This window comes from Kitasatospora sp. NEAU-CNBT7, assembly GCF_057220535.1.
In genome coordinates this window covers 111776-125304 of record NZ_JBXQQB010000013.1, presented here as the reverse complement: position 1 = coordinate 125304, position 13529 = coordinate 111776, and the positions used below count along the sequence as shown (strand labels likewise).

Below are 13529 nucleotides of genomic sequence, written 5' to 3'. Positions count from 1 at the left end.
GTAAGCCTAACCTTGGTTGTGGCGGGCGGGCATCTCAGGGACGGGCGGCGGTCTCCCGGTGCGCCTCGATGGTGACGGCGACCCGGACGGCCGCGTCCGACCACGTACGGACGGCGGCGTCCGGGTCGTCCGCGCGGACGGCGTGGGCGAGCGCGCGCAGGAGTCCGGCGGTGGCGGCCAGGCCGTCCCGGTGCAGCCGGGCCGCGGCGCGGTCCAGACGGGTGAGGGTCCCGCCGTCCGGGTGGCGCAGGCCCCGGTGGGCGAGGTCGGCGAGGGCGGCGAGCGCCTCCGCGAGGCCGGCGGCGACGGGGTCGGCCGGCGGCGGCGGGGCGGGGATGAGGGCCGCGCTACCGGCGCCGGCGGCGAGGTCGGGCACCACGACGGTGCCGCCCACCAGGAGCCCGGCCGGCTCCAGGACGGTGCGGCCCGCGGCGCGCAGCACGGTGGCGCTGACGTGGGAGACGGCGCCGCTCCCGAGGGCCGCGGCGAGCGCGTCGAGGGCGCCGGGGCAGGCCGGGTCGTGGGTGGCGGCCACGGTGGCCGGGTGGCCGGCGGCGTCGCGGACCGCGGCCTCCAGCCGCTGCCCGGCCGGGTCGTACCTGACCCCCTCGACCGCGGACAGCGCCACCACGTGCACGGACTCCGCGGCGATCCGGGGCCGGATCAGCCGCGGCGGGCGGCCCGCCAGGGAACGCAGGTGGGCGTCGAGGTCGGTGAGCAGCAGCGGGGCGGGCAGATCGGTCCAGGAACTGCCGACCGGTGTGACCGTGGTGGCGGCGATCCGGCCCCGGCCGAGCCCGAGTTCGCGGTCGGCGCCGCGGACGGCGCTCTCGCTGACCACGTTGCCGGTGGCGAGGGCGCCGAGGCGGTGCCCGGCGATCCGGCGGGCGGCCGGCTCGTGGCCGGTGGGCGGTCGGCCGTCGCCGGGGACGTCCCAGCGGCGGCGCAGCACCAGGACGGTCGCGGCGGCGGGGTGGGCCAGGAAGACCTCGGCGGAGCGGGCCGTCGCGGTGCCACGGACCCGGCAGCCCAGCGCGGTGAGGCGGACCCGTCGCAGCGGGGTCTCGGCGGCCTCCCGGACCCCGAGCACCTCCGGCCACGACGCGCCCGGATGGTCGGCGGCGCGCTGCCGGGCGTCCAACTCGGCCAGGAGCAGGGCCACTTCCTCGGGCCGGTGGTCGGCGGCCCGGGCCGCGTACGCGTCGAGCTGGCCGATCAGATCCGCGACCAGCCCGGCCGGCCAGTGCAGGGAGTGGCCGGCGAGCTCGGCGCGCACCCGGTGGAGGCCGGCGGTGAGCACCGGCCCGGCGTGGACGACGCCGTCGAGCAGCAGCTCACCGGCGAGTTCGAGGGCGGCGGCCAGCACCGGGGGGAGGCCCGGACCGGGCCCGGGACGGCCGCCGAGGGTGACCGTCGGGCGGCCGTCGGCGGCCCGGAAGGCCCAGACCGCGAGGGCGATCATCTCGCCGCGCCGGTCCCGGGCGGCGTCGGTGACGGCGAACCCCAGCTCGCCGGGGACGGGGAACCGGACCGTGCAGGCGGCGAGTTCGGCGGCCGGCTGCGGATCGTCCGGGCGTGCGTGGTGCAGCCGGGCGGAGTAGCCGCGTTCCAGCGTCCGGCGGGCGGCGGCCACGGCGCGGGCTCCGACGGCGGCGGTCAGCGCCGCGTCGTCCAGCGCCCCGGGGGACCAGCACGCGTCGGGTGCCGGCCCGGAACCGGGCGGGCCGGGAGGCTCGTGTGCGGCCGGGGCGTCGGCGGCGGCCCGCTGGTGGACGAGGACCAGGGCGATCCGGTGGCGGCAGACGCCCGGCGCGCCGCAGGTGCAGCTGCCGCCGTCCAGCCCGGTGCCCGGCGGCAGCGCGACCGTGCTGCCGTCGGGGCAGGTGTCGCGGAGCGTGCCGTCCGGGTCGAGGGCGGGCACCGGCCCGTCCCCGGCGGCGACCTCCCGGGCGGCGCGCTTGACCAGTCCGCGGTTGGCCAGCGCGGCCAGGGTCTGCTCGTCCAGGGCCAGCAGGTCGGCGCGGGACCCGGCGCTCACCGGCCGAGCCGATCGGCGACGAACGCGGCCAGCATCCCCGGGGTCATCGCCCCGACGTGCGCGCCGACGTCGGCGAGCCGCCCGGCGAGCTCCCGGTCGTAGGCCGGGGCCGCCTCCTCGTCCAGCGCGGCCAGGCCGAGGACCGTCGCCCCCTGGCCGGTCAGCGAGCGGACCGTGCGCACCAGCCGGTACGGGTCGCCGCCCTCGTAGAAGTCGCTGATCACCGCGAGGATCGTGCGGCGCGGGTTCTCCACCAGGCCGGCCGCGTAGTCGACCGCGCGGGCGATGTCCGTACCGCCACCGAGCTGGACCCGCATCAGCAGCTCCACCGGGTCCGTCACGTCGGAGGTGAGGTCCACCACCTGGGTGTCGAACGCGACCAGATGGGTCTTCAGGCCCGGCAGGCCCCACAGGCAGGCCGCGGTCACCGCGGAGTGGATCACCGAACCCACCATCGACCCGGACTGGTCGACCAGCAGGATCAGCTGCCACTGCTCCAGGTGCCGTCGGGTACGGGAGTGGAAGTGCGGCCGCTCGATCAGGATCCGCCGCTCGGCCGGACGGTACCGCCCGAGACTGGCCCGGACGGTCCGGCGGAAGTCGAAGTCCCGGGCGAGCGGGCGCCGGCTCGCCCGCGCCGACCTGGCACCCGTGAACGCCTGGCGCAGCTCCGGCGTCAGGCGCTCCGTCAGCTGCCGGACCACCGCCGCCACGATCCGGCGCGCCCGGCCGAGCAGGTCCTCGTTCATCAGGTGCTTGGTACGCAGCACCGCGCGCAGCAGCGCGGCGCTCGGCTCCACCCGCTCCAGCACCGTCGGGTCGGTGACGATCTCCTCGATGCCGTACCGCTCGACCGCGTCGCGCTCCAGCCGCTCGATCGTCTCGCGCGGGAACAGGCGGTGGACGTCGTCCAGCCAGTCGACCGCGGTGATCCGGGAGTGGCCGAGCCCGGCGCTGCGGACCCCCCGCCGGTCGAGGTCCTCGTCGCGGCCGTACAGCCACTCGAGGGCGGCGTCCCGGGCGGCGCCCTCGGCGTCGGGGCGGCCGGTCCACGGCTCGGCGGGGGAGCCGAGGACCAGCCGCCACCGCTCCAGCGCCGGGTCGGGGACCCGGTCGGGGGCCTCAACGGGGATCCGGGCGGTCCGGTCGGGGGTCGGTTCGGGCGGGGTCATCGGGCGTCCCGCAGGCCGTGGCGGTCGAGCAGGGCGGTCACGTTCTCCTCCAGGGCGCGGGCGGCGGCCAGCCGCACGGGATCGGCGGTGGTGCGGAGCAGGCCGCGGGCCGAGCCGCGCAGACCGCGGCGCTCGATCAGGCGCCGCGCGATCCGCTCGCGCTCGCGCGGCGGGAACCAGGCGAACGCCTGGCGCAGCGCCGGAAGGGCGATCAGGAACTCGGCGTCGGTGAGCCCGGCGAGGACGGAGTCCACGGCGGCCAGCAGGGAGGCGTCGCCGGCGTCGGCGGTGACCTCCTCGCGGGCGAGGGCGAACAGCCCGCCCAGCCAGTCGCCGAGCGTGCCGCGGTCGCCCGCCGCGGCCAGGACGGCCCGGGCCAGGTCGGGCGCGGCGGCGGGGGCCAGGGCGAGGTGGAGGCCGTGCGCGGCGCCGCGGAGGTCGGCGGGGGCGTGCGGGTCGCGGGCGATCCGCAGCGCGAGGGCGGCGGCGTCCTCGCCGGTGACGGTGAGCACGGTGGGGGCGTGGCGCAGGGTGTCGCGGACGGCGGCGACGGCCGCCAGCCGGCCCGGGTCGGTGCCCGACCGGCCGTGGGCCCCCTCGACCAGCCACAGGACGCGGCCGACGGCGCCGTCCAGGACCGCCGCGAGCAGCGGGCTGCGGGCAGCGCCGTACACGCGGTCGTGGCGCCAGAGGCCGAGCGCGGTGGCCAGGACGGCGCCGAGCGCGCCCGGGTCGGGGTGGCGGGCGACGCTGCCGGCGAGCGTGGTCAGCAGACGGTCGGTGAGATCGGTGGCGCCGCACAGGACGGTGTCGAAGAGCAGGGCGGCGAGCCCGCTGTCCGCCGGCCCGGTGGTGCGGGCGCGTTCGGCGAGCACGGCGGCGGCCGCCTCGTCGAGGGTGGCGCCGTACGCGCCGGCCTCGATCAGCGCGGCGTCGCGACCGGTCTCCGGGACGGCCTCCCAGCGTTCGGCGGTGACCGGGTCGGCGCCGTGGGCGGGACCGGCGGTCCGGTGGCGGCCGGGTACGCCGAGCACGCGCAGCCGGTGCAGGGTCCGGCTCGCCGTCAGTCCCTCCCCGGTGGTCAGGTCGCAGGTCAGCGGGCGGCTGCCGGTGGCGCCGATGGCGGCGAGCCGGGCCGCGGTGTCATGGACCAGCGGCGGGGCGGGAGTGTCGGGGTGCAGCCGCCCGGTACGGGTGCCGCTGCACGCGGCGACCATCTCGACCACCACCGGGTGGCTGCCGGGCGCCAGCGGGGCCCGCTCGGACCAGGGCAGCGGCTGGGTCAGATCGTCCTTGACCAGCGCACCGGCCAGGCCGTCGAGCACATCGGTACGGGCCGGCACCGGGTGGCCGCGCAAGGCGGCGAGGCCGCCGGTGAGCGCGGCGGCGGCGACCAGGTCGGCCGTCGACACCGGGTGGCGGCGCCCGCGCAGCCGGGCGACCACGGACCGCCGCAGGTGGTCGGCGGCGGCCTCGGGCCCGTCCTCCCAGAGCCGTTGGTAGTAGGCGGGTGACGGCATGCCGGACTGGTACCCGGCGAAGGCGTCGAGCTGCCGGAACGAGTACGGCACCAGGTAACTGCCGTGGACGGAGCCGGGCGGCGGCTCGGGCAGCGCGGGCCGGCCGGGCGACTCCGCGGGCCGCGCGGCGAGGGCACGCAGGGCGGGCGTGTGGAATCCGCCGGTGACCACCAGCACGGTCGCGCTCCCCGCCTCGGCGAGGACGGCGCGTACCCAGTCGGCCATGTACGCCTCCCGGGCCCGGTCGCCCTCGTCCGCCTCGGCGTCGCCGCGGACCAGGTCGAAGTAGGCGTCCAGCCGCTCGGCGAGCCCGTCCGCCGGGGCCACCTCGAACAGGCCGTCCCACAGGGCGTCCACCGACCCGGTGCCGAAGCGCTCGCACAGCCGGGCGGTCGCCTCCGCGTACCGGGCCTCCGCGTCGGCGTACCGGTTGGCGCGCAGCGCGAACGCCGGGTGCCAGGACGGCAGGTCGACGAAGAGCACCTCCGCGCCGGCCGCCCGCCCCTCCCGCAGCGCCACCCACTCCGGCGAGTAGTCGCACAGCGGCGCCCAGGTGGTGGCGGTGCGTTCGGCGTCGCGGTAGTGGCCGAACACGGCGATCGGCAGGTCGTGGCCGAGCGCCAGCTCGTCCAGCCGGCCGTTGAGGTCGGCCGGGCCCTCGACCAGGACGTACCCGGGCCGCAGCCGCCGGACGGTGTCCGCCACCAGCCGGGCGCAGGCGGGCGAGTGGTGACGGACCCCGAGGAAGACCGCGGGCATCAGCCGGCCAGCAGATGGCGGGCGTCGTGCACGGCCTGCCAGTGCGGGCCGCGCCGCCGCGGGACCCGCTGCTCCAGGTAGCGGCGCAGCCGGGCCAGGTCCTCCGGGCTGTCCTTGGCGGCGGTCCCGGCCAGGCTGGCGACCAGGTCGGCCGCGTCGCCGGGCTCACCGCGCAGGTACCAGCCGCGCAGCCCGACGGCGTGCGCGACCGAGACCGCCTCGGCGGTGCTCAGCACCGCCGACAGCCGGTCGCCGCCCTCGCCGGCCCGCAGCTCGCGGAAGGTCGTGACCAGTACCTCCAACAGGTCCCGGTCCGGGGCCGCGGCCACCCCCGAACGGCGCAGCAGATGCCCGGACTCGGCCTCGACCAGGGCGAGTTCGGTGTCCAGGTCGGAGATCGGGAAGACCGTCTCGAAGTTGAACCGGCGCTTGAGCGCGGAGCTCATCTCGTTCACCCCCCGGTCACGGGTGTTGGCGGTGGCGATCACGTTGAAGCCCTGCTTGGCGAAGACCATGCCGTCCGGCCCGTCCAGCTCGGGAACGGCCACCACCCGCTCGGAGAGCAGGGACAGCAGCGAGTCCTGCACCTCCAGCGGGCACCGGGTGATCTCCTCGAACCGGACCACCCGGCCCTCGGCCATCCCCCTCAGCATCGGCGCCGGCACCAGCGAACGGGTGGACGGTCCCTCGGAGACCAGCAGGGCGTAGTTCCAGGAGTACTTGATCTGGTCCTCGGTGGTCGCCGCGCCGCCCTGCACGGTCAGCCGGGAGGTGCCGCTGACCGCCGCCGCGATCAGCTCCGACAGCAGCGACTTGGCGGTGCCCGGCTCACCGACCAGCAGCAGGCCGCGGTTGGTCGCCAGGGTGACCAGGGCGCGTTCGACCAGCGCCGGATCGCCGACGAACTTGCGGGCGATGCCGGCCGCCTCGTCGCCGACGATGAACCGGCGGGCCGCGCGCAGGCTCAACTCCCAGCCCGGCGGCCGGTGGTCGCGGTCCCCGGCGCGCAGCGCGGCCAGCTCCTCGGCGTACCGGACCTCGGCGGGCGGCCGCTGGAGCTGCTCCTCGGCGGTGGTGGTCACGGCGGCCCTCCCGGGGTGGTTCGCGCGGCTGTCGGCGGGGTGGTGCGCGTCGCCGCCGGCGGGGCGTGACGCGTCGCCGCCGACGGGGTGGACGGCGTGGGGGTCGGCGGGACGGTGCGCCGTCACGGGGCGGTCAGCTCGGTGAGGTCGGCGATCACCTCGGAGGCGGTCACCGGGTCGAGTTCGGCGAGGGTCGGGAAGGTCCGGTCGTGGGTCCGGTAGTCGCCCGGGCGGACGTCGAGCCAGACCGTCTCCACCCGCTGCTCGGGATACACGTCGTGCATACCGACCGCGATGCCGTGCTCCGGGGCGAGCACCACGTACCGGTCGGGGCCCACCCGGCGGGACAGCCAGCGCTCCACGCCCGCGTCCTGCGGCTCGCCGCGGCGCCAGCCGCGCCGCTCCATGCCCACCAGCCGGGCGGTCGGCAGCGCGGGGCCGTTCTCGAAGCGGGTCAGCCGGTGGCCCGCCCGCTCCGCCTCGCTCAGCGCGTACACCGGGCGGCCCAGCTGACGGAACGGCTGCAGGATCTCGTAGTCGGCGAACAGCTCCGACCAGGCGGCCAGGTCGTCGCCGAGCAGCAGCGGATGGGCCAGCCGGACGGTCGCCGAGGCGGGCAGCACGAACAGCCCGTCCTCGGCGTCCGCCAGGGTGCGGTCCTCGGCGACCCGGAACGCCGTCGACGTGCCGTCCGCCTCGGCCAGCCACACCAGCCGGCGCACCAGGTGCCACAGCAGCGGATGCCCGACGAACAGCTGCCCGAACTCCTCCGCCGTCCACGAGCGTTGGGTGACCATCGCGTCCTCCAGGCGGCGGATCTGGTCCCCGGCCACCATGCGGACGTCCTTCTTCAGAGCTGCGAAGCGCTTGCGCCCGGCCGGTGCCAGCTCGGCGTCGTCCCGCGCCCCCGGGGCCGGCAGGTCCTTGCGGCGCACGCCGGCCGCGTCCAGCACGAACGGCTTGAGTTGCTCGTCGAAGCCGACCGTGAACGTCCGGGTGCCGTAGTCGACGACGGTGGTCCCGTCGGCGTCCAGCCCGAAGTCCGGCACCAGGCGGTCGGACAACTGCTCGCCGGACAGGCCGAGACCGGCCGCCACCTCGGCGATCTTCTCCTGCGCCCGCGCCTTGAGCGCCTTGAACTTCACCCGCTGCGCGATGCCGTGCAGGTGCAGCAGGGCCACGTCACTGCCGATGGCGGCCAGCACCTCCAGGCCGTCCACCGCACGGTGGTGCGCGCCCTCGCCCGGCCAGGCGTGGAGCACCGGCGTCAGCCGGCGGACCGTGTCGTCGTCACCGAACCGGCCGAGCACGTGCAGCGCCCAGCCGTCCTGGGCGGGCATGCCGGCCAGCCGCCACTGCTCGAACACCGCCCAGCAGAACTCCGCCGACGACCGGGGCTCGCACACCTGCGCCACCTGGTCGAGACCCGGGTAGAACGCGCCGGGCTTGGACAGCGCGAGCATGGTGAGCACGTGCCGCACCGCCTCGGCGGGCAGGGCGCCCCCGCCACCGCGTACCAGCAGCTGCGGCAGCATCACCGGCTCCGCCCAGTCGCCGGGCCGGGGCAGCTTCGCCGGAAGCACGTTCACCAACGGATCGGCGGACAGCAGCGCGCCCACCACCTCCGCCGCCTGCGGGCCGAACTCCCCGGCCACCGTGCACACCGCCGGTGCGCCGTGCGCCGCACCGATCACGCGCAGGGCCTGCTCGGCGTTGCGCCGGGCCGGGCCGGCCGTGCCGACCGCGGCGGGCACCAGCAGCCGGGCCGCGTCCAGCCCGTGCCGGGTGAACCAGGAACGGGCGGTGTCCCCGGCCGACTTGAGCCGCACCAGCCAGTCCGCCATCGTCCCGGCCACCCGGACGTCCAGGTACGGCAGCAGCAGGGACGCGTGCGCGGCCGGGTTGTGCAGCGCGGAGGCCAGCATCGGCTCCAACGCGTCCGCCTCGAAGCGGGCGGCGACCCGGCGCAGCGCGCCGGTGGCCTCCCAGATGTTCTCACCGCCGCGCCACCGCGCGATCAGCGGCCGGCCCAACTCCTGGTCGCCGTACGCGAACAGCGCCACCTCCTCGTGCCGGTTGGAGCCACGCCCCGCCCCGGACCGGCCGTCGGCCGCCCGGACGGCGTCGGCGATCCGCGGCCAGTCGCCGTCCGACCAACGCGCGTACCAGGACTCGGAGACCGCCCACGCCTCCCGCTCGCCCGGCAGCCAGTTCAGCCGCGGCCCGTCCGGGACGGTGAGGCCGGTCAGCACACGGGGCTTGGCGCTGGACCGCGGCCGGGTCCACGGCGGACTGGTGAACAGCTCGGGCAGCGAGTCGGGGGCGACCTCCGCCACCCGGTCGCCGACCTCGGTGAGCGGCTCCACCACGGCCGCCTGCTCCGGCGTCAGCTCCGGCAGCAGTTCGAGCGCGGTCGCGCGGTGGACGGCGACGTGGCCGGTGAGGAGCTGCCGGGCGAGCTGCCGCGCGGCCGGGTCGGTGGCGGCCACCGCGGCCTCGGCGAGCAGGCGCACGGCACGCCGGGGGAAGCGGCGGAGACCGGCCACGAGGGCGGCGCGGGTGGACTTGATGCCGTCCTGCTGGGCCAGTAGCCCGCGGAAGCCCGCGTCGGAGGGGAGCTCGGCGAGCGCGTCCAGGATCCGCTTCCGGCCGTCCTTGTTGTGGTATCTGGTGGTCAGGTCGTGCAGCATCACCGGTGCTGCGTCGCCGCCGAGGCCCTCCGCCACGGTCGCGATGATCTCGGTGGACCAACCGTCATAGCCCAGGCTCGGCAGCGGGGGGAGCTTCTCCAGCGGTTCCGCCGCGGAGAGCGAGCACAGCACCATCGACCACTCGGCGGCGGTCAGACGGGAGCCCGACGCGACGCACTCCTCGACCCAGGCGGTCTCGGACGGCACCAGGTACGCCGCCACCACCAGGCGGGTCAGGCTGTTCCGGCAGCCCGCCAGGGCCTCGACCGCCGCGCGGTGGGTCTCCTCGTCGCAGTCCGCCAGCAGCGACCGGACCCGGTCCGCGGCGGGACGGTACCCGCCGTGCCTGCGGTCGGCCCCGCGCACGACGCGGGGGTGGACGGACCTCTGGTGGATCCAGTCGGTCTCGACAGCCGTCGTGAACAGCTCGACGGTGGCCCTGGCCGCGAACGGCAGGCCGAACTCCGCCACCCAGGCGTCCACGGCCACGCGGGGCCCGTTGTTGCTGCGGTTCGAGAACACGGAGGCGAGCACCGCCGCACCGAGCGGGTCCCGGCTGCCGGACTGATGGGCGCGGGCGGCCGTGACCAGCCCCGGGTCACTGCGCTCCGAGGTGAGCGTCTGCTCCAGCCAGTCCCCCGTCTGCCGCAGCCCGTCGCGGTACGAGGCCACCGGCTCCTTCCCCGGCGCGGACGGCTTGCGGGGAATGCCGCCCCGGCGCGGGATCAGGACCCGACGCCAGGCGTCCGGCATGACGAAGACGTCCTCGTCCTCGGGACCGGCGGCCCCGGCCGTGGGCGCGGACACGCCGGGCTGCGCCACGGGCACCGGAACCGCGGCCGCATCGGGCTCCGTACCCGCCCCCGCACCGATCTCGCGGTAGCCCTTGCGCTCCTTCTCGGCGACCGTCCTGGCGAAGTGCGCCTGCGCCGCCTCCGCGGTCGGGAACTCCTTGCCCTGCTCCCGACCGTCGGTGCCGCACCGGCCGTAGCGCACGGTCACCACGGCACCGTCGACCGCGGCCTCCCAGAACTTGTCCGAGCCGCCCTCGACGAACTCCCAGCGCCGCACAGCCCCGCCCCTCTCCTCGCACAGGTGATCAGGTGAGGAACAGTAGCGAGGCCCACCGACAGCCCGCCCGCCAGGCCACACCCGGCGCGGCCGGTGCGATCGGTGCCACCCGGGAACTCCTGCGCGCGGCGCCAACCGGTGACTCTGCGCACCGGGCGCTGCCGCCGGACACGACTGTGCCCCGCCGAGCACGGCGGGGCACAGCGGCATGCGGCAGTGATCGTCCGGCGCACATTCCGGTCAGGCCGTCGTGATCCTCCCCGACGGCCGGCGCCGGGACCCGCCGGCGTCAGCGAAACCGAAGGGTCTCCGTGGTGCCGCGCTGCTCCAGCGCCAGCGTGTACAGCGCCCCGCCCTGCAACTCCACGTAGTGGACCACCGGATCGCCGACCTTCATCAGGACCAGTGCGCAGTCCAGGCACCACGGGGTCGGGGGCTGTGCATCCAGGTCCTCGATCACCGCGTCTGCTCGGCGGCACTGGCCGCACATTCGCCGATCGGCCATCCTGACCTCCACGTCCACCTAGGCCCAGGTGGACCCGCACTGCGTGCAGCCCCACCGGCCGTCCTGAGTCTGGTAGGTGGCACCGGACCCGCACATCGGGCATGACCGTGCCGCCGATTCGTCCTTCTTCACCGGCAGATTACCCGGGGCGACCGGGCCGTGGGACTGGTTCGACACAGCAGCAGGACCTTCGAGCAGGCTCGCGCTCATAGCGGTTCTCCTCCGAGAGACGGGCTGAGATGCGCCGGCCGGGCACCACCCACACAACTGCCTCGGCCCCGGCCGTGGAACTGTCTCCGGCTCACCTCGCACACCGTGTGCGCGCCTCGCACACGCCGTGCGCTCCCTGCCACGAACCGGCCACTCTCGGTAGCGTGGGACGCATGGCGGCGCCCACCTTCCAGGCCCGGCGACTCGGAGCGGTCATCCGCGGTGCCCGAGCAGCCGAACGCATGACCCAAGCCCAACTCGGCGCTCTGTGCGGCTACTCGTCGTCCGCCGTCAGCCGGCTCGAAGCCGGTACCCTTCGGCCGGGCCGCGACGTCCTGCTCCAGATCGCCGCCGCGCTGCGCCTGGATCCCGCACAACTGGGCGTCACGCTCGCCGCTTCCGACCACCGGCGACACCCAGCCGATACGCTGGCACGGGATGTGACACCTGCTCAGGAGGACGACGTGCTACGCAGGGAACTCCTCACCGGCATGGCCGGCCTGGGCGCAGCGATGTTCACCGGTGCCACGGCCTCGGCCGCGGGCCCGGACCCGGCCGCTGCGCTCGAACACGCCCTCTACACCCCCGCGCCGACCGGGCCCGCCACCAGGCAGCACCTCACCCAGCTCCTCACCGCGGCCCGCCGGGACTTCACCGCCGCCCGCTACACCCGCCTCGGGCAGATCCTCCCCGCCTCGTCGCCACCGCCGAGGCCACCCGCGACACCAGCACCGGCCAGGCCGGCGAGGATGCGCACGCCGCCACTGCTCGCGTCTATGTCCTGGCCACCGAACTCGCCGTCAAGCAGCACGCGGACATCGCCTGGGCCACCGCCGACCGGGCCCTCATCTCCGCACGCGCCAGCGGCCGGGCCGCCGTCATCGGTGAAGCCGCCCGCGTCCTCGCGATCGCCATGCGCCGGGCCGGCCGCCCCGGCGCCGCCGCCGACCTCCTGCGCCGTACCGCCACCAGCCTCACCGCCGAGGCGGAGGCCGACGTCGGTCCCGCGGCTCGCAGTGTCGCCGCGACACTCCTGCTGACCGCGGCATACACCGCCGCGTGCAGCGGGCAACGCTCGGACGCCCTGGACCTGATGGCCGGCGCCGAGGAAGCCGTCCACGGCCTCCCGGCTGCCGAGCCGGGGACGCAGTTGTTCACCGTCGACGCCACCACCGCGCAGGTCGACCTGTACTGGATCGGGGTGCACACAGTCCTCGGCACCCCCGACGAAGGCGTACGGTACGCGGCGCGCATCGACCCCCGGTCCCTGCCCACCGCGGAACGGCGCGCCCGCCTCGCCACCGACACCGCGCGGATGTGGCACCGGCTCGGCGACCCGCAGCGGACCTTCGCCGCGCTGCGCGCCGTCGAGCAGGCCGCGCCCGAGGAGGTCCGCCGACCGGCGCTCCGGGCGATGACCGCCGACCTGCTCTACAGCTCGGCCCCGTTGCCCGGGGTGCGGGACTTCGCGCGCCGCAGTGGGGCACCGGCCGGAGCCTGACCGCCCGGGCCCGGAGGATTGATTCCGGGAGGAGCCGCCGCAGGGTGCTGCCCGCCGCGCCGACCGGGCCGGGCCGCTCCGGGTCAGACCTTGCGGTCGTAGGCCACGGTGACCGGTGCGTGGTCGGACCAGCGTTCGGGGTGGGTGGCGGCGCGTTCGACGCGGGCCTCGGCGGCCATGGCGGCCAGGCCCGGGGTGGCCATCTGGTAGTCGATGCGCCAGCCGGCGTCGTTGTCGAAGGCGCGGCCGCGGTAGGACCACCAGGAGTACGGGCCGGGCTGGTCGGGGTGGAGGGCGCGGACCACGTCGACGTAGCCGGTCTCGTCGAGGACCCGGGTCAGCCAGGCGCGTTCCTCGGGGAGGAAGCCGGCGTTCTTCTGGTTGGTCTTCCAGTTCTTGAGGTCGTCCTCGCGGTGGGCGATGTTCCAGTCGCCGCAGACCAGCACCTCGCGCCCCTCGGCGGCGGCGTCGGCCCGCAGCCGGGCGAGGTGGACGATGAACTCCGCCATGAAGCGTTCCTTCTCGTCCTGGCGGTCGGTGCCGACCTCGCCGGACGGGAGGTAGAGGCTGGCGACGGTCAGCCCCGGCAGGTCGATCTGTGCGTACCTGCCCGAACCGTCGAACTCCTCGGAGCCGAATCCGATCACGGTCCGGTCCGGGACCCGCCGCGAGAGCACGGCGACGCCCGCCCGGCCCTTGGCGGCGGCCGGCGCCCACACCGCGTGCCAGCCCTCGAGCTCCAGCACCTCGGCGGGGATCTGCCCGGGCTCGGCCCGGACCTCCTGGAGGCACACCACCTCGGCCTTGGTGGCGGCCAGCCACTCGACCAGGCCCTTCTTGGCGGCGGCCCGGATCCCGTTCACGTTCACTGTCGATACCACGATCACCCCGCGAGGGTACCGGACCGACGCGAACGACCCGGGCCCCTTCCGGGGGGCGGACGGCCCCCCGCCGGGCCCCGTCATTGGTCTTGACCATCTC

The 13529-nt window shown here is 76.3% G+C and carries 8 protein-coding genes and 1 pseudogene; 2 read left to right on the top strand and 7 right to left on the bottom strand.

Annotated elements, in window-relative coordinates:
- Positions 1-34 precede the first annotated feature (34 nt).
- From AC2TEW_RS19065 to AC2TEW_RS19040, 6 genes are all read right to left on the bottom strand, one after another.
- The gene (locus tag AC2TEW_RS19065) at positions 35-2038 is read right to left on the bottom strand and encodes a YehQ family protein (RefSeq protein ID WP_484624549.1); all 2004 of its coding nucleotides are present in this window, start codon (positions 2036-2038) and stop codon (positions 35-37) included.
- Positions 2035-3210 (bottom strand): VWA domain-containing protein, encoded by a 1176-nt coding sequence (locus AC2TEW_RS19060; protein WP_484624548.1) that lies wholly within the window; start codon positions 3208-3210, stop codon positions 2035-2037. Before AC2TEW_RS19060 ends, AC2TEW_RS19065 begins: the two co-directional genes overlap by 4 nt.
- Positions 3207-5489 carry a DUF5682 family protein gene (locus AC2TEW_RS19055; protein WP_484624547.1) on the bottom strand — a complete coding sequence of 761 codons (2283 nt, stop codon included), beginning with the start codon at positions 5487-5489 and terminating at the stop codon, positions 3207-3209. Before AC2TEW_RS19055 ends, AC2TEW_RS19060 begins: the two co-directional genes overlap by 4 nt.
- Positions 5489-6571 carry an ATP-binding protein gene (locus AC2TEW_RS19050; RefSeq protein ID WP_484624546.1) on the bottom strand — a complete coding sequence of 361 codons (1083 nt, stop codon included), beginning with the start codon at positions 6569-6571 and terminating at the stop codon, positions 5489-5491. Before AC2TEW_RS19050 ends, AC2TEW_RS19055 begins: the two co-directional genes overlap by 1 nt.
- A 122-nt stretch (positions 6572-6693) precedes the next feature.
- Positions 6694-10332 carry a DUF4132 domain-containing protein gene (locus AC2TEW_RS19045; protein ID WP_484624545.1) on the bottom strand — a complete coding sequence of 1213 codons (3639 nt, stop codon included), beginning with the start codon at positions 10330-10332 and terminating at the stop codon, positions 6694-6696.
- A gap of 289 nt (positions 10333-10621) precedes the next feature.
- Entirely contained in the window at positions 10622-10837 is a 216-nt protein-coding gene (locus AC2TEW_RS19040) for a hypothetical protein (RefSeq protein WP_484624544.1), read from the bottom strand.
- 239 nt (positions 10838-11076) lie between these two features.
- On the opposite strand from AC2TEW_RS19040, the pseudogene AC2TEW_RS19035 reads away from it, so the two are divergent.
- Both AC2TEW_RS19035 and AC2TEW_RS19030 read left to right on the top strand, forming a co-directional pair.
- Positions 11077-11367: pseudogene (locus AC2TEW_RS19035) on the top strand (helix-turn-helix domain-containing protein); the annotation flags it as partial.
- Between the two features lie 593 nt (positions 11368-11960).
- Positions 11961-12548 (top strand): hypothetical protein, encoded by a 588-nt coding sequence (locus AC2TEW_RS19030; RefSeq protein WP_484624610.1) that lies wholly within the window; start codon positions 11961-11963, stop codon positions 12546-12548.
- Between the two features lie 83 nt (positions 12549-12631).
- Here AC2TEW_RS19030 and AC2TEW_RS19025 read toward each other — a convergent pair whose 3' ends face one another.
- On the bottom strand, positions 12632-13435 hold the full coding sequence (locus AC2TEW_RS19025; RefSeq protein ID WP_484624543.1) for an exodeoxyribonuclease III: 804 nt from the start codon (positions 13433-13435) through the stop codon (positions 12632-12634).
- Positions 13436-13529 lie beyond the last annotated feature (94 nt).